The sequence below is a fragment of the Methanobrevibacter sp. genome (assembly GCF_045646205.1).
In the GTDB taxonomy this organism is placed as follows: Archaea; Methanobacteriota; Methanobacteria; order Methanobacteriales; family Methanobacteriaceae; genus Methanocatella.
On record NZ_JAZRKF010000063.1, the window covers coordinates 14923 to 40242 of the forward strand.

Consider the following 25320-nt stretch of genomic DNA (forward strand, 5'->3'; position numbering starts at 1 on the left):
AATTATTTCCCTAGGATTTGTTTTACAATTAATTTATCCTCTGAATCAACAGTTTTTAAAAGTAATATTGCACCGAAGTAAACGATTATTGATATAATCATCGCTACCCATATATTTAAATTTAGGGCATATAAAACAATTCCTAAAACTACTGAAGCTACACATATTTTTATTATATCATAAATCAGGTGTTTATCTGGAAGTTGATTAATCTTTCTAAGCATGTACAGTTCTAAAATTAAAATCAATATTTCACTTAAAACTGTTGCAATTGATGCCCCGTAAACGGAAAAGTTAGGTATTAAAACTAAATTTAAGCATATGTTAAAAACAGCAGCTATTGTATATATTCTGGTTACTGAATATTCTTTATGTGATGCATTTAAAACCAATGAACATGCTCCATTTATGAATAAGAAACAGACTGTCCAGATCAATATTTTTAAAACACCGCCAGCTTCAATATACTCTGCTCCATAAATCCCAATCAGATCATAACCGTAAAATAGGGTAAAAACAGAAATTGGTATTGTAACCAATGATAAATATTTGATGGATTTAACAAAACTGAATTTTAATAAATCTTTTTCTTCTTTAAATAATTTACTCATCACTGGGAAAACTACTGAGGAATAAATTGTATAAAACAATGTTAAAACTGTAATTAATTTATATGCTGAGTTATAAAGTCCAGTAGCATAGCTTGTTGAAAATTGATTAAGCATAACCAAATCTATTGAGTAATAAATTGTATAAAATAACCCTGTCAATGCAAATGGAAGCCCAGCTTTTAATAAGACTTTGTAAAAACTAAAATCAAATGAAAATTTTGGCAGTATTGTATGCTTTTTAAGCGCATAAAGTTCATAGATTAATGCAATAAAGTTAGCTATAATATAGGCAAATGCAATTCCCACTAAAGCAAAGTCAGTAAATGTAACTATAATAATAAAAATCAGTGTCAATACGTTTAAAATAGTATTTGTAATTGCCTGATATTTCATTTTCTCATGAGCTTGGAAAGATGCAAATAATAGTGCATGATATGATTTAATTAGATTTTCAAAAGCAACTAATAGAGTAATTGTAATTAATTTGCTTTGCCATCCAAGAATTACTGATGCAGAAAAGACTGCCAATATGTATAATACTGATAAGAACAGCTTCAAGGATACAGCATTGTCTAAATATTTATGTTCATTTTCAAAATCAGTTGAAATGGCACGAACTATGTAAGTTGGAAGTCCAAAATCGATTATGATTCCAAAAAGTGCAGCAAAAGAAACTGCCGCACCAAAAATACCATAATCTGAAGGGCCTAGGTACCATGCTGTGACGATTGTCCAGATAAATGCACAGACACTAGCAATGATTTGGGAAACCATCATCCAGCCCATATTTGCAAATGCAGTTCTAACTTTATTAGCCATTATTAACCTTAACCTTTAATATTTTAAATTAACTAGTAATGCTCTTAAAAATAATAAAAAATTCTTTATTTAACATACTTTTATTAGCATGTTAATTATTTATCGTTTTTTCTTATAACATTTTATCTAAATTTTCTATATAATTTTTTTATTGTAGCATTATTATATAATTTTGAGTATATTTCTGAAATTATAATTGCTCTTGTGAAATGATGTTTTAATATTTGATCATTCATTATTTTTAGTTCTTTAAGGGTGATAAAAATCTCTTCGTTAATTGACATTTCAAATTCGTATAATTTTTCTATATTGTTTCTCTTGTCATTTAAATTTAAATTAGAAAATAATAAAAGTAGACTATACATACTAGCTCTAACTGGCTGCTTACATCCATATGGACAATCATTAAATAAATTTATAACTTCTTTAAATCCCTTTAAGAAATTATTATATGTTTTTAAGTTATGTGTGTGGATTATGGAGTCCTTTGATTCAATAACATTATAATTGTATAAAATTTCATTAGGAAGTAATGTAATTCTTTCAGTATTTAATAAGGTTTTATAATAAAAATATGCATCTTCAGATAATGAATCTTCAAGGAATCTGATATTTTTATCCATTATTAATTTTTTATTGAATATTTTTCCCCATGGTGCAACATTATAATAAGTTGTCATATTAAATGTCTTTTCATTTAATAGAGGGTTAATGTTGATTAAATCTGATTCATCATCGCATTCATGTAAAATTCTTACTTTCATTTTATCATTATCTAAGTTCCAATAATGAGATCCCATCACCATATCGGATTTTTCATTTATTATTGTTTTATAGTAAACTTCAAATGCATGTTGAAAATATTCATCATCAGCATCTAAAAATATTAAATACGGTGCTGTGGCTTGTTCTATGCCAATATTTCTGGGTTTTCCCGGAAAACCTGAGTTTTTATCAAGATGAATTCCTATAATGTTTTTGTATTTATTGCAATATTCGTCAATAATGCTTTTAGAATTATCTGTTGATTTATCATTAACAATTATAAGTTCAATATTTTCAAAACCAATGCTTTGATTAATAACAGAATTAATTGATGTTTTTAATGTTGATTCAGCATTATAAACGGGAATAATTACACTAATTTTATAGTCCATTCAAATCATCTTTAAATTATATAATTGAATTTATTTTTTCACGATATAATTACTTTATGCTTATTTGAATCATAAATCTTTTTCGTAATTTCTAATAATAAATGCGAGAACAAGATTAATATGGAATGAAATAAATTTTATTAAGTTATTGTTTTAATTATTTTATAAGATACTTTTGTATTTTTTCTCTATATTTTTAATTTAACAAAATTTTTATAAATAATTTAATTTAAATTTAAAGTAATGTTGCAGCTAACTAACAATAATGGAAAAGATATCAATTGATGTAATAAAAATTATCCAAAATAAATAATAACTCACTAATCAAATAAGAAACATGATTAAGAGGTAAAATAAAAAACTGCTAAGTAATCAAAAGTGAAGATTAAAAAAATTAAAATCTTAGTTGATAATGGAAAAAAATAATTAGTTAAAGGACATAATTATTAAAATATATGATTAAATAATAAAGATAAAAGGTGAATTATGTATTATTTAACAATGATTATTCCTGTGTTTAATAGTGATGATTGTTTAGATGTTGCAGTTAATTCAGTTATTAATCAAACAATTGGATTTGAAAATATTGAATTAATTATTGTTGATGATTGTTCTACTGATAATACTAGGGATGTAATTAAAGATTATGAGAAAAAATATCCTAATGTAAAAGGAATATTTCTAGATAAAAATAATGGTGGTGCAGGTATTCCTAGAAACATTGGAATAAGGCGGGCATCTTCTAAATATTTAATGTTTATGGATGCCGATGATGAATATGAAAAAGATGCATGTGAATTATTCTATAATAAAATCGTTGAAACAAATGCAGATTATGTATTTTCTGAGTGGACATTTGTAGCAGGAGATAAAACTTCAAAAACTACTCATCCTTTTTTAAAAGAAGAACAAGTATTAACTTTTGAAAATGGGGAAAATATTAAAGAATATTATAAATATTATCGGGGAGGTATGTGTGCTGCTATATATAATAAAGAATTTGTATTAGAACATAATATTAAATGTCATAAAGAACTTGGGGAAGATGGTTATTTCACATTAACTGCATTATTTAATTCAAAAAAAGTTGTTTTCATTGAATATAATGGTTATTATAATAAATTACGTGACAGTGATGAAAAAAAATCAGTTACAAATGTTAGAAATGAAAAAATGTTTAACTCAAGAAAGAAATCAATAATTTTGTTTAATGATTTATTAGATAAGTATGGGGCTGGTGACAAAGGATATGTTTTAAATAGGGAGATTAATGTTCTATTGTATCAGGTTTATACAATTATGCCAAGCGTATCTAATAAAAAAAGAAAAGAAATGTTTAAAGAAATTAATAGATTAGAAAAAGAATTGGATATAAAGAAACTTGATAGTTCACTTTTTAATATTTTAAATTATTTTGTTGTTAAAAATCATTATGTAATTGCTATATTGATTTCAAGAATTTTAGGGTTTGTATTTAGTAAACCTATTCTCCGTAATCTTTTACGAAAATTAACTATGTAAAATTTTAGATTTTACTTAATTTAAATTTTACATAATGCAACATTGAAAATATTTTTTTATTTGGGTTTATGGTGGAAAAACTTGTTTCAATTAATGTGAATTATTAATCTTGAAATAGTCGATTGTTCTTTTAAATCCTTCATCAATAGAATATTTTGGATTCCATCCTAATTCATCCCTAATTTTTTCTGAAGATACTAAACAAAATTTAAAAGTAGCATAATCATATCCTTCTTTTTCTTCTTCAATATCAAATACAACTTTTGATTTTTTTTCAGGACATAAATTAACAATTATTTCAGCTAATTCTTTTATTGAAACTTCATTTTTGTTATTAACGGCATTATAAACAATATCGGCACTGTTTAAAATAATTTTAAACATTGCACTAACTGCATCACTGATATATGTGTATATTCTAATTGAAGATCCATCACTTTTCAATACAATATTCTCATCATTGAGTAACATTTTCAGAAATTCTGTATGAACCATTCCACCATTAATATTCATTCCAGGGCCGAATGTCTGACCCAGCCTAACAATTTTAGTATCTAGTCCATACTCTTCATTAAATCCTAAACACAAATTTTCAGCAGCTTTTTTACTTTCAGCATAGGAATTACGAGGTATTAACTGATTAATTACGCCCAAATCATCTTCTTTGAAGTATTTTTCATTTGAAATACTTTGGCCATATACTTCTCTTGATGAAATAAATAAGAATTTTTTGGTATTGTGTTCTTTTGCAAACATCAACGCATTTGCTGTACCCACAGTATTTGCCAAATTTGTTTCAACGGGCATTTCTCTCATAAGTGGTGGGCTGGCAGGACTAGCGGCATGGATTATATAGTCCACATCCCCATCATATTCTATTGTTTTCGTTATATCTTGAACAATAGGGATAATGTAATCTTTATCAATTATTTCTTTGCTTATTTTACTCAAATTTCGAACTAAAGGCATTATTTTGATGTTCGCACCATAATTTTCATTTAATTCTATAAATGTATTAATAAAATAACTCCCAATCAATCCAGAAGCTCCAGTTACCATAATGGTCTGGTCATATAATTCTTTCAATCCATTATTCTCTTCAATGATTTGCTCTAAATCTTCAGTTATTATTTTATTGAATATCATTTTCCCACACACATTTTTAAAAACAAATATCAGAATTCTACATCTTTTAATAGTAATTCAGCTATTTTCAAATCAGCATCTGTTGTTATTTTAAAGTTTAAATTACTTCCCCTAATCATTTTAATTGGGATATTATAAAATAAGCATATATCTGATGTTCCGGTTATTTTTCTTTTTTGTTCATCGCTAAGACAGTTAATCATTTCTATAAATTTCTTTAAATTAAATGCATCGGGGGATTGTCCGCAGAAGAGCGTACTTCTAACAGGAATATTATCTACTGTATCACCATCATTTGACTGGAATATTGTGTCATTAACTGGACTTGATGTAGCACAAGTTCCGTGTTGTTTTGCACATTCAATACAATTTGTAATTATTTCATTACTTACGAAAGGTCTAACCCCATCTTGAACAAGAATTATGTCATCATCACTTATGTCATTCTTTTCAATAATTTTCATAGCATTACAAATTGAATCAATACGTTCTTTTCCACCTTCAACTAATTCAATTTTTTCATATCCAGCAATATGCTTTTTCAAATGTTTTGTCATTAAATCTTTATAGTCTTTATCCACAGTAAGATAAATATAATCAAAACTATTAATGTCCATGAATTTTTTGATAGTGTACATAATTATTGGAATTCCATTAATTTCATAATATTGCTTTGGGATGTCAATGTTTTTGATTCTCGTCCCAAATCCTGCAGCTAAAATTATTACATAATTCATAAAATCACTATTATTTTTTAGTTAGTCATTTTTACTTTATATTTAAAGTTATTTAAATATTATTAATATGAATTATAATTTCTTTAAAATGCCAAAATATGTCTAAGATTATTATTTTATTGGTAAAATGTATTTTATTTATTTGAAAAACTAAATTAATTCAATATTCACCAAAATCTATTTTTTCCGGGGCTGGACGGAATCTTTTGTCTTCTGGAGGTAATTCCATATAATTTCCATAAAGCCTTTTTAAAATTTCATCATAATTATTCGGAACATTCACTTCAATATCTTCAAATTTAACTTTTTTTACAGGGAATAATTCCTTTTTATTGTATATTGGCATGAATGCTAAAGAAGGAAAGTCACATGTCTCTTCACAGTCGATATCTTCATATTTTCGGTATGTTTTGACACATCTCTTTTTAATAGTCATTGGTGAGATAGGTATAATCTTTAAAATATAATAAGCTAATTTTTGAATTATTTCTTTTGGTTTAGATTCGTTTTCAAATTTAACTAATGAATATTGTACCATCTGATTAAGTGTAAAACATCTCCATTTAAAAACAAATCTTTTTATTTTATTATCTGGAATGTTATCCATGATGAAAATATCTATAAAAATATTTGGCTTGTAATCAACTTGATCTGCCCACCATTCTCTAATTTCAGTATTTAATAGTGTGAATCTTCCCCAGGTATAATGATATGTTTCTTCATTTAGAACATTAATAAAACCATATTTTTTATTTGGTTTTTCACTCATTATTTTATTTAATTTCTCAAAATCTTTTCTAAACATCAATACATCTATATCATCATCCCAAGGGATAAATCCGCCATGTCTAATTGTCCCGAGCAGTGTTCCACCAATAACAAAGTAAAGTATATCATTTTCTTCACAAATTTTAATAAAATCTGTAAGCATCATTTTTTGTACTTTTTGCAGGTGTTTTAAGGTTTCATCATCATATTTATCTGATTTAAACATGGTATTTCTCCAATTATACTATTAAATTATTTTTATCAAAAGTAAATATTTTTCACATGTTCACTTTATTTAATTCTGTTGTTGGAAATTTTTAAATATTTCTTTTATTATAATTATATATTAATAAACTATAATGTTTTTTATAATTAAAGGTAATTAATATGAAATCTTCTAATCCAATTGTTTATACATGTTTTTGTACTGATGTAATCCATGATGGACATTTAAATTTAATTAATGAGGCTAAAAAATACGGGGATGTTGTTGTAGGCGTTCTTTGTGATTCTGAAATGATAAAGTATAATAGATTTCCATTAAAAACTACTGAACAACGTGTTGATTTAGTCAAATCAATACCTGATATAAAACAAGTTATTATTCAAGATAATATGCTGTATGATGAGGTAGTTAAAAAACTTCGTCCAGATTATATTATTCATGGAGATAATTGGTCAGAAGATTCAATGAAAGTTATTAGAAAAAATATTCTTGATGTTTTGGATGAATATGGTGGAGAATTAATTGAAGTTCCATACACATTCAATCCTGCAGTTCAAAAAATTGATAGGCAAATGAGAGAAAAATTAGCAATGCCGGAACTTAGAAGAGCAAGATTAAGACAATTATTGGATATCGTGCCCGTTGTAAAGACTATGGAAGTTCACAGTGGTTTAACTGGTTTGATTGTAGAAAAAACAGTTATTGCTGAAGAAGATAATATTGACCAGTTTGATGCAATGTGGATTTCAAGTTTATGCGACAGTACTGAGAAAGGAAAGCCTGACATTGAATTGGTGGATATGACATCCAGATTTAGAACAATCAATGATATTATGGAAGTTACTACCAAACCAATTATTTTTGATGGAGATACTGGTGGAATTGCAGAGCATTTTGTGTATACGGTTCGTTCTTTAGAAAGAATGGGTGTTTCTGCAGTTATTATTGAAGATAAAGTTGGATTAAAGAAAAACTCTTTGTTTGGAACTGAAGTAGAGCAAACCCAGGATGATATTGAACACTTCTGTGAAAAGATTTCTGCGGGTAAAAATGCTCAATTATCAGATGATTTCATGATTATCGCAAGAATCGAAAGTTTAATCCTTGAACAGGGTATGGATGATGCACTTAAAAGAGCATTTGCATTCAGAGATGCGGGTGCAGATGGAATCATGATTCATAGCAGAAGAAAAGAACCTGATGAAATATTGGAATTCTGTGATAAATTCAGAGCTGAAGATAAAGAAACTCCGATTGTCGTTGTTCCTTCATCATTCAATACGATTACTGAAGAGGAACTCATTGAACATGGTGTTAATATTGTCATTTATGCAAATCAATTATTGAGAGCAGCTTTTCCTGCAATGCAAAATGCAGCAAAAAGCATATTAAAACATCACAGAGCTCATGAAATAGATGAAGAATTATTATCAATCAAAGATATCATTACATTAATTGATGAATTATAAAGTGATTAAATGTCAAAATATGCTATTTTATCAGATATTCATGGTAATTTATATGCATTAAGTGCGGTCATTGATGATTTAAAAAATCAGGATATAGAAAAAATAATATTGCTTGGAGATTTAATTGATTATGGTATGCAATCCAATGAGGTTGTAAAGTATATTAAGAACAATTTTTTATCTAAAATTATATGTAATATTTGGGGAAATCATGAAAGAGCTATTTTAACTGGAGATTTTAATTTTTTCTCAAGCCAAAGAGGTGTTGAATCTGCAAAATTCACTGATTCACAATTGGATGATGATGTTAGGGAGTATCTCAATAATGAGTTAATCAATACCGGAAAATATGAATTTAATTTAGACAATAATAATGTTTTGGCAATACATGGATCTTTAAATGATTATTTTTGGAAAGCTATTCTTCCGGATAATGTAAATGGAGACTATTCAGATTATGACATAGTTTTTTCTGGACATTCCCATTATCCTCATGTTTTTCAAAAGTTTTATGAAGTTGATAATCCAGATATGAGAAATAAAAAATCTGTATTGTTTATAAATCCAGGATCTGTGGGACAGCCTAGAAATCACAATCCAAATGCACAATATGCAATTTTAGATACGGATGTAATGTCTGTTGATTTAAAATCTGTAAAATATCCAAAAGAAAAGGCAATGGCATTATTTGATGGTAGTGTTGATGATTTTTATCAAAAAAGATTAGAAAACGGAATATAATGGTGTTAATATGAAAATTTTATATGTTATTAGTGGTGTAACTGGAATGACAGGTAATGAGTTGGTCCGCCAGCTTCTAAACCAAAAAGAAGATAGTGTTGAAATTATTGGTTTTGACAATTTCTTTGCATCTTCAATTGACACAGTTAAAGACTGTTTAGACAATAAAGATTTCACATTCTTTGAATATGACTTAAACAACAAAGAACAAATGGAAAAAATAAAATATTTGGTTTTAAAATCAAAAAGTGAATTTGATGAGGTTATTTACATCAACTGTGCAGCTGTAGTTCATACAGAACATTTCTATAAGGTTTATTCAACATATGAAACTAATGTTGTGGGAATGAATGACTTTTTAGCTCAAGCTATTGAAGTGGGGGCTGATAAATACATTAACTGTTCCACCTCGGAGATTTATTCTATGAATTCCTGGAATGAAGATGGGGGAGTTAAAGAATCTGATTTTATTACAATGGCTGATGCGGAACACAGTCAAAGGACAAGTTATGCAACCGGAAAACTATTGACAGAATTTTTCATGAAAGATGCCGTTGATAACGGAAAAATCAAAGGATGTTCCATCCGTTTTGCTAATGTTTACAGTAAAGATGAAAAATATCCAAAACACATCATTCCACATATCATAAATAGTTTCATGAATTATGGTGAAGTTACATTACTTGAAAACTCTAAAAAGAATTGCAGGACATTTTTAAATAATTATGACAGTTGCAGTGCAGTTATAGAACTTGCAAAAACAGATTCTGCACTTGACGGTACAATTTATAATGTTGCAACTGATGAAGAGATTTCCATCATTGATTTAACAAAATTAATTGCTGAGAAAATGGGAATCGATAATCCTGTAATTAAATTTGAAGGATATCGTGAATCTGATCCGGAGAGAAGATTATTGTCCACTGAAAAAATCAGGACAAGAACCAATTGGAATCCGATTATTAACTTGGATAAAGGATTGGATGAATGTGTTGAAAACTATACTAATTTAGGTGAATAATTTTGAAAATTGTTATAATCACAGTTGCAGGAATATCCAGCAGGTTCAATAAAGATGTTCCCAACGATGAAATGGTATTGAAATGCTTATACTATGAAGAAAACCCTGAAGACACTTTAATTTATAGAATGCTTGAAAAAGTAAAATATGCCGATGAAATTATCGTCGTTGGAGGATTTAAATTCGATGATTTGATTGATTATATTGGGGAGCATGTTCCTTCAGACATTAGGGATAAATGCAATTTGGTCTATAATGATCATTTTGATGATTTGAGTTCAGGTTATAGTTTATATCTTGGAATTAAAGAAAGTTTTAATATTTCTGAGGATATTTCAGAAATTCTTTTTGTTGAAGGGGATTTGGATGTTGACGGTGAATCATTTGGAAAAGTAATCAACTCAAAAAACAGTGTTTTAACAACCAATCCGGAACCAATTTATTCCAATAAAGCAGTTGTTTTATATCAAAATGAAAATGATGATTTTGTTTATGCATTTAACAGTGACCATGGTCTATTGTCTATTAACGAACCATTTAAGGCAATTTTTAATTCAGGTCAAATATGGAAATTCAATGACATGGGTGCATTAAAAATCGCCAATGACAATTTTAAAGAGTATCTCATAGCAGATACTAATCTTGGAATAATTCAAAAGTACTTTGATTTAATAGAAAATGATAAGATTGAGGTTTTTGGCTTTAATCATTGGGTGAACTGTAATACACGTAAAGATTATAAAATTATAAAAGAATATTGGAGGAATATTTTATGAAATCATTAAATGAAAGATTACAAGTTGTAGAAGAACATGTGAAAAATGATGAAATTACTATTATGATTATAGGTTTAGGTAGTGTAGGTACCTATTTATTGGACTTTTTAGTAAGTAAAAACGACCCTGCAATAAAATTGGTTGTAGTTGGAAGAAATGAAGAAAAGATGCAGTCTGATGTTAATATTGTTCGTGTTGCAGGACTTATCCGTGAAGTTAACAAGTCTGAAATAATTGTTGAAGCAGGTGTTGATTTAAATGATATTTCATCAATTGAAAATGCAATAAGTAAATATAGTCCGGATTTTATTGTTAATTCAAGTAGGGCTTATCCTGGACTTAAATATGGTAGTATTTCATGGAATAATGTCCGCGCATATGGTATCTGGACTCCATTATCAATTAAATTCACTAAAAACATAATGGAAGCATGCGATAATGCAGATACTGATGCAGTTGTAATTAACACGTCTTACTCTGATGCTGTTATTCCTTGGCTTAAAAGTGCAGGTAAAGCATATCCTGACTTTGGTAGCGGTAACTTAAATCATTTGATTCCAAGAATGAAATTTACAGTAGCAGATATTTTGGGAGTTGATGATTTCTGGAATGTTGACTTTAACTTTGCAGCTGCACACTTTCATGATGTCTGCATAAGTAAAGAAGGACAAACAGAAGGTGTAGACTTACCGCTTAAAATATACTACAAAGGCGAAGAACAGGACATTCCTCATGATGAAATTTACAGCAGATGTTCCATTAGCATGCCTGTAGACCAGAAAAGAAACATGATGAATGCATCAAGTAATTATCGTATCATTTCAGCAATAATTGATGCAATAAGAACTGGTGAAGATGAAAAAGTATTCTCTCCGGGTGTGTTCGGGAATATTGGTGGATATCCAGTAATTATAGGATACAAAGATGATAAAATATCTGCTTGGATTGACGAGTCAGTATTCACCTTTGATGAAATGGATAAGGCAAACCGTGAATCATTGGCACTCGATGGAGTAGAAGACATTAAAGATGCTACATTAATTTACACTGATGATTTAATAGCTAAAGTTAAAGGTGCTTTCAATGAAGACCTTCCAAAAGAAGTAAAATATGATGACATTGAAAAGACAGCAGAATTTTTAATTGAAAAAATTATTACTCCTCAGTTAAACAAATAAATGGAATAGAATACTATGAAAGTTGAAGAATTTGTAGATGTTTTAGGTTGTGATTTTTACACAGGAGTTCCTGATTCACAGCTTAAGGCATTATGTAACTATCTGATGAATACTTATGGTATTGATGAAAAACACCATATTATTGCTGCAAATGAAGGTAACTGTACTGCACTAGCTGCAGGTTATCATCTTGCAACGGGAAAAGTCCCTGTTGTTTATATGCAGAATAGTGGTGAGGGAAATATTATCAATCCTGTTGCATCACTTTTAAATAATCAGGTTTATGCTATTCCTTGTATTTTTGTGATTGGGTGGAGAGGAGAACCTGGAATTCATGATGAACCTCAGCACATCTATCAGGGAAAAATCACCTGTGATTTGCTTGATTTGATGGATATTGAGAATTTTGTAGTCGATAGTGAAACTACAATTGATGATTTAAAAAATATCATGAATCAATATGGTGAACTTTTAGATAATGGTAAAAATGTTGCTTTTGTTATCCGTAAAAATGCTTTAACCTATGATGAGAAAGTTAAATATGAAAATGACAATGATATGATTCGTGAAGAGATTATTAATCACATTGTTGATGTAACTGGTGAAGACCCGATTGTTTCAACAACAGGTAAGGCAAGCCGTGAGCTTTTTGAAATCAGAACTGATTCTAATCAATCACACAAGTATGATTTCTTAACTGTTGGTTCAATGGGCCATTCATCTTCAATTGCTTTAGGAGTTGCTATTAATAAGCCTAATCAACGTATTTGGTGTATTGATGGTGATGGTGCTTTATTAATGCATATGGGATCTATGGCTGTCGTAGGTAATGTTAATCCAGATAATTTTATTCATATTGCTATTAATAATGGTGCTCATGAGACTGTTGGTGGAATGCCTACTGTAGCATCAAATATGGATTTGGTTGCAATTGCCGAAGCCTGCGGTTATCATTATGCAGTATCTGTTGATAATTTTGAAGATTTGGATAAAGAACTCAATAAAGCAAAAGATATGAATAAATTATGTTTTATTGAAGTAATGTGTTCTATTGGTGCCCGTGACGATTTGGGAAGACCAACAACAACAGCAATAGAAAACAAAGAAAATTTCATGAAATTCTTAAATAATATGTAGTGATGCCTTTGAAATATAATGAATATGATAATCAAACATTAAAACATCTTCAAAACTTGGAGTTGATGATTTTAAAGGATTTTATCAAGATTTGTGAAGAAAATAATTTAACATATTACATGTATGCAGGTTCTCTTTTAGGGTCTGTGCGCCATAATGGTTTTATTCCTTGGGATGATGATTTAGATGTTATCATGTTTAGGGATGATTTTGAAAAGTTCAAAAAGATTTTTATCTCATCCAATAATGATAAGTATGAATTATTGTGCAATGAAACAGAAAGTGATTATTTCCACTTGCTTTCAAAATTAATGCTTAAGAACACTAAATTTGAAGAATCTTGGGTCAGTCAGGTTGATTTTCATATTGGAATTAACATGGATATTTTTGTTTTGGATGATTTGGCTGATGGTAAATTCAAAAGAAACTATCAGCTTAAAAAATGTTTTCTTTATAACAAACTGTTAATCATGTCTAAAATCAAATTGGATGATCTACCTGTTGTTACTAAATTAATAACTCATACGGGTTATCATATTTTAAATTTATTTGGAATCAAACCTTCAACGTTAAATAGAAGATGTTTGAATTTCTTGAAAAAATATAAAAATCCTGATGTGGAATGTGTTTTTGATATTTCCGCTACCGCTGAAGAGTACCCCCAAATATTTAAAAAAGATGATTTTAAAGAAGTCAAAAGAATTAAATTTGAGGATATTGAAGTAAATATTCCTTCAGGTTATGATAATATTTTAAAAAGTCTTTATGGTGATTATATGCAATTGCCTCCCGAAGAGGATAGGTATAATCACATCACTGAAACTTTGGATTTTGGAAAATATTAAAAATAATTATTTTTTTCATTTTGAACATACCTATTTTTGCCAAATATTTAATTTCCCTAACTATTTAATGTATAATAAACTGAAAGAATATTAATTTTCTGTGCACAAAACATAAACAAAAGTAATATCTATAAAATCGAATAAATCATTAAACTATAAAAAAATCAATCTTGGAGAGTTTTCATTGAAGATAAAATATTTATCCAAAAAATATGTCGTTTTAGTTTTCTGTCTGCTATTGCTGTGCACCATGCAGACCAGTGCGGCATGTACTGCAGTAATTGTGGGCTCTGATGTCAGTACTGACGGTTCGACAATTATTGCAAGGTCAAATGACTATCAGGAGGTTTGGGGAAATCATATCACAGTGACTCCCGCAGTCGAGAATGAACCCGGTCGTTTCATGCCTATAAGTAATGACGGAGAAGTAAAAACAGAAATTCCTTCACCACTTATGAATACACTGCAACTCCATATATGAACAGTACAACAGCATATTCTACAGGAACATGACGCTGCCGTAGCTACTAATGAATATGGCGTATCCATGACAATGTCCGTTACGGCATTTCCAAATGAAGATGCATTGAAAGCAGATCCTTTGGTAGATGGGGGACTTTGTGAAAATACTGCTACAGACCTTGTGGTTTGTCAGAGCAAAACAACCCGTGAAGCTGTGGACGTTCTTTTAAAAACAATAGATACGTATGGTAGCAACGAGTCCAACATTGCATTAATTGCTGATCAAAAGGAGGTCTGGTATGTGGAGATGTATACCGGCCATCAGTATGCTGCGGTTAAATTGCCGGCAGATAAAGTATCTGTATTCGGCAATGAATATACTTTGGAGTACTTATCAGACTATGAGGACAGCATCACATCCAAGAATTTGACTGCCCTTGCTGATGAAAAGGGTTTTGCAGTACATGGAAAAAACAATGAAATAAATCATATTCCGGAAACAATACAACTACAGAATATTCCCATATGAATTTTCATGGTATATCATTTGACCAATTATACTATTTTTGTTGGACTATTTTTCCGATTTTTGTTGGACTAATTATGTAAATTATTCAGTTTAGTAATCAGTATGGATTGCATTAATTGAATATGAACTTGGAAATAAAATGTTAAAGAAAGTGTCGAATATTTTATAGATGATTAACTTATGTGAAAACCACTTACTTATGAATTTTGTTGGTACTTTTTGTTAGATATTGTAGTTTTTTCTACAATATGAAGTATCAACTTTCATGCTTTTTTTGATGATTTCCTTTGATGATGAAATGCACTATTTGTTAAGTATCCTATTTTTAGGTAATCTATATATAGTTAGGTATATTAACATATAATTAGGGGTATTTTCATGGTTGTTGTTACAAGCATATATGATAAGTTTCAAACGGTTATTCCTTCTGAAATCAGAAAAGAATTTAATTTAGATAAATCCTATAAAATTCAATGGAAGATTACTGGTGAAGGTAAAGTCGAGTTAGAATTTTTCAAAGAACTTTCTTTAGAAGATATGGTTGGAAAATACGTGGCTAATGAACCAATCAACAGTGTTGATTTGAAACATGATTTTAAAAATAATATGTTAGGATAAGTATATGTAGTTAGGAATATAAAGTAATGTTAGGTGATATTATGAATTATAATAATATTTCAAAAAAGCCAGTAAATACAGTTAATCCGTCATCTCGAAAATATCATTTTGCATCACCTAAAAAACGTCTAACTTTAAATGATATGGTAGGTAAATACTATTCAAACACTTCAATTAATGGTGTTGAGTTAAAACAAAAGTTTAAAAATGGGGTATTATAATGAAATATTTTCTAGATACAACATTCATAGTTGCACTCTTTGTTTCAAATGATCAGTGGCATTCCCAGTCATTAAAGGTTTACAACCGGATTAAAAATCATGAATTGGTCATATCTAATTTGGTTATAGCAGAAACTGTCACTGTTTTAAAAAATAAACTTAAAACAAAGGATATTTCGGAGATTTATAATAATTTAGGAAATATTTTCAGGGTCATTGATGATAATTTGATTTTTGATGAGGCAATGGATATTTTTACTAAATACGACTCTACAATTTCATTTTTTGATGCCATGTATGTTGCAGTTTCAAAAAAAGAAGGAATAAATGAAATTGTCAGTTTTGACAGCGATTTTGATAAGATTGATGGTATTGTTAGAGTCCATTAAATTATTATTGTGATTTGGCGAAGAATCGTAAGGTTAGGGATACTTTTATTTTTACTAATTTTTTACTGTTATTTTTTTAAAATAAGTTATTTAATTTGATTGAGTTTGTATTTTTCATGTCGTAGGAGAATGTAATTTGCATCATGTGTGGCAGAGATGCTTTCATTCTAAAGTAATGGAAACAATCGATATTCGCATTACTTTACAAATGGAATTTGTTGGGTATTTTCTGTTGGATATTGTAGTTTTTCTACAATATGTACGTTCATGCTTATTTTTTAATGTTGATATTGTACTTTCTAATGGAAATGATATCTAAAAATAATATCTCAATGTTCATTGGCCTTTTTTCAATCCCAAGAACCTCGACAGGTTCAATAAGTCAAAATTATCATACAATTTTCTATGTGATATTTAAACATTATTGGATGTCAAATTCTTTTTATAAATTGATATTTTAAAATTAAATTCAATATTTATTTTTCAAATTAAAAAAATCGAAATATTTTCTTAATTTATATCAATTAAAATTTATTAAATGGTCAATTCTACTTTTTATCCTTTAATTCTTCTTTTTTATTTTACTATTTATTCAAGTACACTTGATATTTTTTCATAAACTTTAAATATTTATTAAGAAATAGTTTAACATGTCAATATTTTTTTTAAAAAAGTTGATTGATGTGAAAAAATGAGTATTAATAAAAAAATTTTTTGCTTATTGATTGTACTAATCTTCTGTTTAGGGGTTAGTTCGGCAAGTGCAGCCGATGTTACTTCAGATATAATTGCAAGTGAAGACACTGCAGTTGACGCTGATGTTATCGGCGAAGCTAGTTTTGATGAAAATTTGGGAGCTGGCGAAACATATGTCATTACAAACGCAACATTTGGTAATTATTTTACTGCTGGTGAGTTGAATGATAATGTTACTGCAGGCTCCACTCTGGACTTCCAAGGTACTTTCACTGGTGTAGATTATAAAGTAAATATTACTAAACCAGTAAATATTATTTCAAGTACTGGGGATGCGTTGTTTAATGAAATTGGTAAAAAGGATTCAACTGGGGGATGTTTCCACATTTCCAACGGTGGATCAGGTACTAATGTAACTGATCTTAGTTTTATAAATTCCGCTTTTTATGTAACAAATGCTTCTGATGTTAATATAGAAAATATTTACATGATGGCAAATATGAGTGGTATTGGTCAAGGTACAGGATTTATGTGTGTTCAGGCGGGTTCCAGATACGTAACAGTTAAAGACAGCTACTTTGAAAACAGAGGAACTGGTTCAAGTATTGTTGTTATCGGTTATTCTGATTACTGTACTATAGATAACAATGAGGTTGTTGTTAACGGATCCAGTGGTAATGCGATTTATATGACCACTTATGTTCCTGCTCAATGGAAAGGCCATGATCCTATTGGAAATAAAATTATAAACAATTACATTCATGGTGAAAAATCCGGATTATGTATGGCATTGGTTGTTGCTGGGGACAATCACTTAATTGAAGGTAATGTGATTGATTACAATGGTCCTAGCGGTATTGCATTACAATATCTTTGGGGAACAACTAAAGAATATAGTAATTCCACCTATAAAAACAATGTTTTAACTGGTGGATGTGGATTTACTACAGGTGCTAATGCAAATATTGAACATAACAGTGTTGAAGGCTCAATGACTGCGGGTTCCAACAGTACTATAAAAGATAATACAATGGACTCATTATCATTATCCAAACCTAACTGTATTGTTGACAATAATGTAATCGGTGAAAAAGGAGTAACTCTTAACGCTGCTGCTTTAAACACCACATTAACTAATAATGTTATCTTATCAAAAGTTAATGTAAAATCCAAAAACAACACTATTCAAAACAATACAATTTCAGTTGATGATGAATATGCAGTTGACTTATTCACAACTACTGGAAATGAGGTTTCCGGAAACAATTTGATTTCAGCTAACTTTACAGGTGATGCTGCAGTAAAAGCTGGTGAAGGAAACTCAGTACATGATAATGGCGGTATAGACAATATTGTAACTAAAGATAATTTCTTTGTTTTCTTTGATGAAAACGGTAATTACAGAGGTCTCAATTTCACTGATTTAATTTTTAAAGGTGATTTTGATGGTTTAGTTGATGCAATTACAATCAACCAAACATTATCCATTGAAGGTTTAAATGCTAACTTGAATGATATGGCATTTATCTTACTTGCAGATGGAATTTCTTTATATGACCTTGAACTGAACTTTGACAAAGCACCTGTTTTAAGTAATGGTTCTGCTATTTTAATTAACGCACCAAACGTTTCAATTTTAAACATTACAACAACCTATGTAATAAATGAATCTGCTGATGCTTATGTTATTTATGCTGAAGATGCAGACAATTTAACCATTGCAAATAATGTAATTGATTTTAATGCCACAACTGACGGTGCTGCTGTAAATAATGCTATTTGTGTTTTAGATTCTGCTTATGTATTGGTAGAAAATAATATGATTTCTGCATATATCCCATCATGCGCTGTACCATGGAGAGAAATCCCTCCTGGAAGCGGAATTTGGGTAGGTTTCCCTGTTAGTGAAGGTGTAGTCTTTGACGGATGTTCCGATTTAACAGTTACTGATAATATTATCACTGTTGTTTATAACGGTGTTGTCGGTGCATATGACACTGTTTATGCTGTTGATATTAAAAACAGTGAAAATGTTGAATTTACAGACAATTCCGTTAGCGGATTAGGTCACTCCTACATTTACGGATTATATGTTGAAGCAGATAACTTAGTTGTTGACAGTAATCTATTCAGCATAGTTTCTGATAATAACTATGCTAACGGTATTGAAGTTGAAGCATCTACCGATGCTGTCATCAGCAATAACATCTTTAATATTGCAGCTCCTAAATTTGCTTATCCAATATATTCAGGTATGAATGGAGGAGACTTGGAAGTTGACTACATTGGAAATGATATTAATGCTGTTGCAGATGTCGTTTACGGTATGGAATTATGTGGTAATATAGAAAACGTTTATAATAACACAATTACTGTTGAAGGTAATAAAACCACTGCTTTAGCTATCAAGTCAAAAGAATCCTATATCTTTAACAATACTCTCAATGCTTTAGGTGTTAATTTAGGAAATTCCACATCACCAGATACTTTTGCTGCAATAACTGCAGGAATTAACTTACAAAATTCAAAAGCTACTGCTGAAGAAAATATAATTAACTCCAACTCCATTGGTATTTTAGTTAATAGCGGTGAAGTTGCCATCATAAACAGTGAAATAAATGTTGAAGATAATGGTTTAGATGATTCATATGCTATTATTGCAGAAGAATCAGAAATCATAATTGATTCAAATGAAATTAATTATGTTGGAGATACCGAAGGTGCAACTATAAACAATGTTATTTGTTTAAGCGAATGTGATACTCTATATGTAACAGATAACAGAATCACAGCTTTAATTCCATCATGTTATGTTGACTGGAAAGAAGAACCTGCCGGAAGCGGTATTTGGGTAAAATATCCTATTTCTGAAGGTGTTGTAATTAAAGAATCTCCTGACTTAGTATTTACTGGCAATGATGTTCATGTTGAAGTTAATTCAGTTGTCGGTGCATATGACACTATTTATGTAATAGACATTAAAGATTCCGAAAATGCCAATGTAAGTGGAAATGAAATTGCTGGTTTAGGTTTCACATACATTTATGGATTGTATATTGAATCAGATAACGGAACTGTAGACAGCAATAACTTTATTATAAGCGCTGAAGATTACTATGCAAACGGTATTGAAATTGAAGCATCTGTCGGTGCTGTTGTGAGCAACAATAATTTTGATATCACTGCTCCGGGTCTTGCTTATCCAGTATACTCAGGTATGAATGGAGGGGACTTGGAAGTTGACTACATTGCAAACATTATCAATGCAACTGCTGATATCGTTTACGGTATGGAATTATGCGGCAGTGTAGAAAATGTTTTCGAAAATACAATCACTGTCAACGGTAATAAAACCACTGCTTTAGCTATTCAATCAGAAGAAGTTTATGTCTATAAAAATATTATCAATGCTTTAGGTGTTAATTTAGGAAATTCAACAGCTGTTGAAACATTTAAGCCAATGACTGCAGGAATTAACATACAAGGTTCAAACGCTATTATTGAAGAAAATGAGATTGTTTCTAACTCAATTGGTATTTTAGTTAATGGTGATGAAGTTACTATCGAAAACAATGGAATATGTGTTGAAGATAATGCTTTAGCTGATTCCTATGCTATCATTGCTCAAGATTCAATAATTGGCATTAATTCAAATAATATTACTTATATTGGAAATACTAACGGATCTACTATAAACAATGCAATTAACTTGAAAGACTGTGTTGCAGATTTATCTGAAAATAAAATCCTTGCTTCCATGCCTTCATGTTATGTTGACTGGAAAGAAGAACCTGCCGGAAGCGGTATTTGGGTAAAATATCCTGTTTCTGAAGCTATTGTAATTGACGGTTGTCCTGATTTAGTATTAACCAATAATGAAATCATTGTTGGAGCCAATTCCATTGTTGGTGCATATGACACCCTTTATGTAATGGACATTAAAGACTGCGCTAACGCTAATATAAGTGAAAATGATGTTAGTGCTTTAGGCCACACCTACATTTATGGATTGTATATTGAAGCAGATAACGCAACTGTTGAAGATAATGTATTTGAAATCGAATCCGATACCTATTATGCAAATGCTATTGAAGTTGAAGCATCAAAAGGCATTGTAATCACTGATAATACCATTTATATAGAAGCACCTCTTGTTTACGGAATATACTCCGGAATGAATGGTGGAGATTTAGAGGCTGAATACTCCAATAACTTCATTATTGCAGAAGGCGGTTTTGTATATGGTATGGAATTAATGGGATTAAATGAAAATGTTTTAAACAACACTTTCGTTCTTGACGGATCTGATGCAATTGCTATTTACTCCTTATCCAAAAATGTAACTGTAAAAGATAACTCTATCAATATCACTGCTGAAGATGATTCCACAGCTCTTGCATTTTTAGGAAAAGCTGGTAATGCTACAATAACCGACAATGAAATTCAAACAACTGGCGAATACACTATCGATGTATCTAAAATCAGCGCTTTAGTAAAAGATAATTATCTTGTAGCTGACGTATTAACCGGTGATGCATCCGTAGATTATGATTTGGAAACTTCATCTGTTTACAACAACACTCCAAAAATGGATAAATATTTCCTTATAACTGACGGATTAGAAAAATACTTCGGTAATGCTAAAGCATTAGAATTTAGATTAATCGATGCATCCGGTAATCCTATTGCAAATCAGACCATTAAAATATCAATCCGTGGTCAAGATTACACCAGAAAAACCGATGCTAACGGTACTGCTAGAATGAACATTAATCTGGATGCAGGTAGTTATAATGCAACAGCAACCTATGAAAATCAAAGTGTAGTTGCAGATATTACAATTCTATCCACCATCCAGGCAAATGACCTTACTAAAATGTTTAGAAACGCAACCCAATTTGAAGCAACATTTGTTGACACTGAAGGTAACGTCCTCAACAACACAGATGTTACATTCAACATTAATGGTGTGTTCTATACAAGAAAAACCAATGAAAACGGTACAGCTAAATTAAACATTAATTTAGAACCTAAAGAATACGTAATTACCTCTATTAACCCTGTAAATTCAGAACAAAAAGGTAATACCGTAACTGTATTGTCAACTATTACAGATAACAACAACTTGACTAAATATTACAGAAACGAATCTCAATACGCTGTAAAAATATTGGACAGTCAAGGTAATGCGGTCGGTGCAGGTGAAAATGTAACATTCAACATTAATGGTGTATTCTACACCCGTACAACAAACGCATCTGGAATAGCTAAATTAAATATTAATTTAGAACCTGGTGAGTATATCATTACTGCATATTATAACGACTGTACTGTTGCAAACACTATTAAAGTATTGCCTACTTTAGTAACAGAGGATTTATCCATGAAATATCTAGATGGATCTAAATTCAATGCAACCGTTTTAGATGGTCAAGGTAATCCATATCCTGGACAAAACGTTACATTCAACGTCAACGGTGTATTATATACCAGATTAAGTGATAGTAACGGTGTATCAAAACTTAACATTAATTTAATGCCTGGTACATACATTATCACATCCACTTATAATCAATTGAATGTAGCAAATAAAATTACCATTTCAAGTTAGGGATTATTTCCTTAACTTCTATTCTTTTTTTAACCTATTTTTGCATAAATATTAAAAATATTAAAATAAAATATTAATTTATGGCAGATAAAAATGAGTGGGGCAGTAACTTATCATTCGTATTGGCAATGATTGGTTCTGCAGTTGGTCTTGGAAATATTTGGAGATATCCTTATGTACTCTACTCTAATGGTGGAGGAGCTTTTTATATCCCATATATTGTAGCTATTCTTTTAATGGGAATTCCATTTTTAATTTTGGAGTATGGTGTCGGATATAATTTTAAATCTTCTTTTGCAAAGGCTGCAGGAAAAATCAATTCAAAATTTGAGTATCTCGGCTGGTTTTTGCCGATTGCTGTTTTTATGATTATGATTTATTACTCTGCTATTTTGGGCTGGGATGGAATTTATATGATTTTGAGTTTCTTTAAAGGTTGGGGAGCAGACCCGAATACTTATTTCATGACTACTCTTTTACAATCTTCAGGAGATGTTTCTGGCATATTCACTTTCATTCCATTATTGCTGTTGCAATGCTTGTTGGTTGGGTTATTGTTTGGTTTATTTCACACAGGGACTTGGAAGCAGGTCTTGGTCGTGTTAGTAAAGTTTTAGTACCTCTTTTATTTATTATTATGATTGTTATTGTCGGATTTTCTTTGACTTTGCCTGGTGCATCAATTGGTCTGGCGGAGCTGTTCAAGTGCGACAAGAAGCGTCTCCAATTCCCTTAAAGTCAGTGAATTGAATATTAATTTAGAAATAAATTAGTGTAATAATTCAATCCTTGTTGTGTAGGATTTCCTCCATTGAAATCCCTGTTCTGGCAACGGAAATTGGGAGTTGCATGATATTATGCCTAATTTAATGAGAGTATTCTGATTTAAAAGGCTAGAGGAAGAATAAGAATGGTTAACATTATGTGAACAATTGCAAGCATCGTCACTCCGGAAAGCAGGTGGAATACAATGCAGAAATCTTTCTGCTACTGCTATGTAATCAGGAAATAAGTAGTTTGAACGTACTTAAATGTCACAACCCGCAGGATTACCGGTGTAAAGATTGAACCTTCCCTTATTCGTATCTGATGGGAGATTAACTTGGTAAGCCATTTGAAGTCCAAGATTAAGAAATCTTGGTAAGCTGATTGTGAATGATGCCTAATTCTTCAGGTGGTAGAGGATTTTGAAGGAAGCGAATGCCGTTAATAACCGAAAGGTAGCAGTAAACTGGGAATATAATAACTGTGAACGGATACCACTCCCAGTGGGTGGCATGGAAACATGGCTGACTTTCAAAGAGTAGACAACGTGTAAATAAAACTAGTGAATTTGTTTATCGAAAGGATGGTGATAAGATGAGTTATGCTCAAAGCAGGGATGCTTTAGAGTCCACAGCATCATACGCTACAATTTGGCGAGAAACCGAATGGAATAAAGTCAAAAGGTATGTAAATAAACAAAGACATAGGATATTTCGTGCCGAAAATGATGGAAATAAAAGAAAAGTTAGAGAAACGTTTCTTTTCAACCAGTAAATTTTAGGATAAACGTCTATTTGAGCCGTATGTGGTGAAAGCCACACGTACGGTTCTCGGGAGAGTGCGGGAGAGCAATCTCCCAATCTTATCCGACTCCTGACTGGTCACTTTTGGCAAACTTTGATATATGGATGGCTGCTTTCGGACAGATTGTATTTTCCTTAAGTTTGGGAATGTCTATTGCGTTTACCTATGCAAGTTATACTAAAGATGATACTGATTTAATTACAAATACTATTTCAATAGCTTTTGCAAACTCTTTATTTGAAAACTTCGCTGCTTTAGGAGTATTTTCAATTTTGGGTTACATGTCACTGCAATCCGGAACTGCAGTGTCTGATCTTGTAGCTCAGGGAACAGGTCTTGTATTTATCGTTTATCCGACGGTATTTAATGTTTTAGGTCAATGGGCATATGTTTTAGGACCTCTGTTTTTTACTGCAGTTTATCTTGCAGGACTTACAAGTATCTTATCAACAATTGAACCTTTGTCCTTTTCAATTCAGAATAAGTTCGGTCTTACAAGGTCAAAAACAATGACAATATTGATTGTTATTGCTACCTGCGTATCCATGTTATATGCCACTGCATTCGGTGCTGAACTTTTAGGCTATGTTGATATGTTCATTAATCAGATTGCATTACTATTGGGTGTTATTATTGAATGTATTTTATTTGCTTGGATATTTAAGGCAGAAAAACTTATTGGATTTTTAAATGAAAGAAGTAGGGCAGTTAAATTAGGTAAATGGTGGTTAATAATTGTTAAATATATTCTTCCGATTTTTATTGCAATCGTTTGGATTGGGGGATTGTTTGAGGTTATATCTACTGGATCAGTTCAGCAGTCAATTTTCATGATTATTTGTGCATTCCTGTTGCTTGTAGGGTCATTAGTATTTACACTGCTTCCTGCTAAAAATCCGAATTGGAAGGATGTGGAAGAAAGAGTATAATTTTATACTCTTTTTATTATTTTTTTTGGTGTTATTTGGACTTTTGAATGTTTTCTATTTTTTCGAGTGGTATGTCCAATTGTTCTGATATTTCGGATGGTGTCTTGTTTTCAAGCAGTTTTTTGATAATGTTTGTTTCTCCTT

General features: G+C 30.3%; 18 protein-coding genes and 3 pseudogenes. 16 read left to right on the forward strand and 5 right to left on the reverse strand.

What is annotated here, in order from left to right:
- Nucleotides 1–2: 2 nt before the first annotated feature.
- The gene (locus ACKI44_RS11040; RefSeq protein ID WP_407424350.1) at nt 3–1430 is read right to left on the reverse strand and encodes a flippase; all 1428 of its coding nucleotides are present in this window, start codon (nt 1428–1430) and stop codon (nt 3–5) included.
- Nucleotides 1431–1552: 122 nt separating this feature from the next.
- The gene (locus ACKI44_RS11045) at nt 1553–2587 is read right to left on the reverse strand and encodes a glycosyltransferase family 2 protein (RefSeq protein WP_407424352.1); all 1035 of its coding nucleotides are present in this window, start codon (nt 2585–2587) and stop codon (nt 1553–1555) included.
- Nucleotides 2588–3073: 486 nt separating this feature from the next.
- Between ACKI44_RS11045 and ACKI44_RS11050 the strand changes: the two genes are divergently transcribed.
- Nucleotides 3074–4108, forward strand: a complete 1035-nt coding sequence (locus ACKI44_RS11050; RefSeq protein WP_407424354.1) for a glycosyltransferase family 2 protein — start codon at nt 3074–3076, stop codon at nt 4106–4108.
- Nucleotides 4109–4198: 90 nt separating this feature from the next.
- On the opposite strand, the gene ACKI44_RS11055 is transcribed toward ACKI44_RS11050, so the two are convergent.
- From ACKI44_RS11055 to ACKI44_RS11065, 3 genes are all read right to left on the reverse strand, one after another.
- Nucleotides 4199–5254 (reverse strand): NAD-dependent epimerase/dehydratase family protein, encoded by a 1056-nt coding sequence (locus ACKI44_RS11055; protein ID WP_407424356.1) that lies wholly within the window; start codon nt 5252–5254, stop codon nt 4199–4201.
- 29 nt (nt 5255–5283) lie between these two features.
- Complete coding sequence (locus ACKI44_RS11060; RefSeq protein WP_407424358.1) at nt 5284–5991, reverse strand: 2-C-methyl-D-erythritol 4-phosphate cytidylyltransferase; 708 nt, start codon at nt 5989–5991, stop codon at nt 5284–5286.
- 160 nt (nt 5992–6151) lie between these two features.
- The gene (locus tag ACKI44_RS11065) at nt 6152–6985 is read right to left on the reverse strand and encodes a phosphorylcholine transferase LicD (RefSeq protein WP_407424360.1); all 834 of its coding nucleotides are present in this window, start codon (nt 6983–6985) and stop codon (nt 6152–6154) included.
- A gap of 161 nt (nt 6986–7146) precedes the next feature.
- Between ACKI44_RS11065 and aepX the strand changes: the two genes are divergently transcribed.
- From aepX to ACKI44_RS11140, 15 genes and pseudogenes are all read left to right on the forward strand, one after another.
- Nucleotides 7147–8454 carry a phosphoenolpyruvate mutase gene (gene aepX / locus ACKI44_RS11070; RefSeq protein WP_407424362.1) on the forward strand — a complete coding sequence of 436 codons (1308 nt, stop codon included), beginning with the start codon at nt 7147–7149 and terminating at the stop codon, nt 8452–8454.
- A gap of 9 nt (nt 8455–8463) precedes the next feature.
- On the forward strand, nt 8464–9195 hold the full coding sequence (locus ACKI44_RS11075; protein WP_407424364.1) for a metallophosphoesterase family protein: 732 nt from the start codon (nt 8464–8466) through the stop codon (nt 9193–9195).
- 10 nt (nt 9196–9205) lie between these two features.
- The gene (locus tag ACKI44_RS11080) at nt 9206–10216 is read left to right on the forward strand and encodes an NAD-dependent epimerase/dehydratase family protein (protein ID WP_407424366.1); all 1011 of its coding nucleotides are present in this window, start codon (nt 9206–9208) and stop codon (nt 10214–10216) included.
- A 2-nt stretch (nt 10217–10218) separates the two neighbouring features.
- Entirely contained in the window at nt 10219–10992 is a 774-nt protein-coding gene (locus ACKI44_RS11085; RefSeq protein WP_407424368.1) for a DUF6564 domain-containing protein, read from the forward strand.
- The gene (locus tag ACKI44_RS11090) at nt 10989–12170 is read left to right on the forward strand and encodes a saccharopine dehydrogenase NADP-binding domain-containing protein (RefSeq protein WP_407424370.1); all 1182 of its coding nucleotides are present in this window, start codon (nt 10989–10991) and stop codon (nt 12168–12170) included. The genes ACKI44_RS11085 and ACKI44_RS11090 overlap by 4 nt, the downstream gene beginning before the upstream one ends.
- A 15-nt stretch (nt 12171–12185) precedes the next feature.
- On the forward strand, nt 12186–13307 hold the full coding sequence (gene aepY / locus ACKI44_RS11095) for a phosphonopyruvate decarboxylase (RefSeq protein ID WP_407424372.1): 1122 nt from the start codon (nt 12186–12188) through the stop codon (nt 13305–13307).
- A 2-nt stretch (nt 13308–13309) separates the two neighbouring features.
- A complete protein-coding gene (locus ACKI44_RS11100) occupies nt 13310–14152 on the forward strand; it encodes a phosphorylcholine transferase LicD (RefSeq protein ID WP_407424374.1) in 843 nt (280 codons plus the stop codon).
- 250 nt (nt 14153–14402) lie between these two features.
- Nucleotides 14403–15143: pseudogene (locus tag ACKI44_RS11105) on the forward strand (C69 family dipeptidase).
- Nucleotides 15144–15521: 378 nt separating this feature from the next.
- A complete protein-coding gene (locus tag ACKI44_RS11110) occupies nt 15522–15761 on the forward strand; it encodes a hypothetical protein (RefSeq protein ID WP_407424376.1) in 240 nt (79 codons plus the stop codon).
- 41 nt (nt 15762–15802) lie between these two features.
- Nucleotides 15803–15982, forward strand: a complete 180-nt coding sequence (locus ACKI44_RS11115; RefSeq protein WP_407424378.1) for a hypothetical protein — start codon at nt 15803–15805, stop codon at nt 15980–15982.
- The gene (locus ACKI44_RS11120) at nt 15982–16371 is read left to right on the forward strand and encodes a type II toxin-antitoxin system VapC family toxin (protein WP_407424380.1); all 390 of its coding nucleotides are present in this window, start codon (nt 15982–15984) and stop codon (nt 16369–16371) included. The genes ACKI44_RS11115 and ACKI44_RS11120 overlap by 1 nt, the downstream gene beginning before the upstream one ends.
- Nucleotides 16372–17062: 691 nt before the next feature.
- The gene (locus tag ACKI44_RS11125) at nt 17063–22678 is read left to right on the forward strand and encodes a right-handed parallel beta-helix repeat-containing protein (RefSeq protein ID WP_407424382.1); all 5616 of its coding nucleotides are present in this window, start codon (nt 17063–17065) and stop codon (nt 22676–22678) included.
- A gap of 80 nt (nt 22679–22758) precedes the next feature.
- Nucleotides 22759–23390 (forward strand): annotated as a pseudogene (locus tag ACKI44_RS11130) (sodium-dependent transporter); the annotation flags it as partial.
- Nucleotides 23391–24037: 647 nt separating this feature from the next.
- Nucleotides 24038–24217, forward strand: a complete 180-nt coding sequence (locus ACKI44_RS11135; protein ID WP_407424384.1) for a reverse transcriptase N-terminal domain-containing protein — start codon at nt 24038–24040, stop codon at nt 24215–24217.
- A 68-nt stretch (nt 24218–24285) separates the two neighbouring features.
- Nucleotides 24286–25176: pseudogene (locus ACKI44_RS11140) on the forward strand (sodium-dependent transporter); the annotation flags it as partial.
- Nucleotides 25177–25320: the final 144 nt, after the last annotated feature.

Coding starts and splice junctions, on each gene's coding strand:
- ACKI44_RS11065 (WP_407424360.1), bottom strand. CDS start 6,985: ATGTTTAAATCAGATAAATATGATGATGAAACCTTAAAACACCTGCAA.
- ACKI44_RS11055 (WP_407424356.1), bottom strand. CDS start 5,254: ATGATATTCAATAAAATAATAACTGAAGATTTAGAGCAAATCATTGAA.
- ACKI44_RS11100 (WP_407424374.1), top strand. CDS start 13,310: ATGCCTTTGAAATATAATGAATATGATAATCAAACATTAAAACATCTT.
- ACKI44_RS11135 (WP_407424384.1), top strand. CDS start 24,038: ATGAGTTATGCTCAAAGCAGGGATGCTTTAGAGTCCACAGCATCATAC.
- ACKI44_RS11115 (WP_407424378.1), top strand. CDS start 15,803: ATGAATTATAATAATATTTCAAAAAAGCCAGTAAATACAGTTAATCCG.
- ACKI44_RS11075 (WP_407424364.1), top strand. CDS start 8,464: ATGTCAAAATATGCTATTTTATCAGATATTCATGGTAATTTATATGCA.
- aepX (WP_407424362.1), top strand. CDS start 7,147: ATGAAATCTTCTAATCCAATTGTTTATACATGTTTTTGTACTGATGTA.
- ACKI44_RS11040 (WP_407424350.1), bottom strand. CDS start 1,430: ATGGCTAATAAAGTTAGAACTGCATTTGCAAATATGGGCTGGATGATG.
- ACKI44_RS11050 (WP_407424354.1), top strand. CDS start 3,074: ATGTATTATTTAACAATGATTATTCCTGTGTTTAATAGTGATGATTGT.
- ACKI44_RS11120 (WP_407424380.1), top strand. CDS start 15,982: ATGAAATATTTTCTAGATACAACATTCATAGTTGCACTCTTTGTTTCA.
- ACKI44_RS11045 (WP_407424352.1), bottom strand. CDS start 2,587: ATGGACTATAAAATTAGTGTAATTATTCCCGTTTATAATGCTGAATCA.
- aepY (WP_407424372.1), top strand. CDS start 12,186: ATGAAAGTTGAAGAATTTGTAGATGTTTTAGGTTGTGATTTTTACACA.
- ACKI44_RS11125 (WP_407424382.1), top strand. CDS start 17,063: ATGAGTATTAATAAAAAAATTTTTTGCTTATTGATTGTACTAATCTTC.
- ACKI44_RS11080 (WP_407424366.1), top strand. CDS start 9,206: ATGAAAATTTTATATGTTATTAGTGGTGTAACTGGAATGACAGGTAAT.
- ACKI44_RS11060 (WP_407424358.1), bottom strand. CDS start 5,991: ATGAATTATGTAATAATTTTAGCTGCAGGATTTGGGACGAGAATCAAA.
- ACKI44_RS11110 (WP_407424376.1), top strand. CDS start 15,522: ATGGTTGTTGTTACAAGCATATATGATAAGTTTCAAACGGTTATTCCT.
- ACKI44_RS11090 (WP_407424370.1), top strand. CDS start 10,989: ATGAAATCATTAAATGAAAGATTACAAGTTGTAGAAGAACATGTGAAA.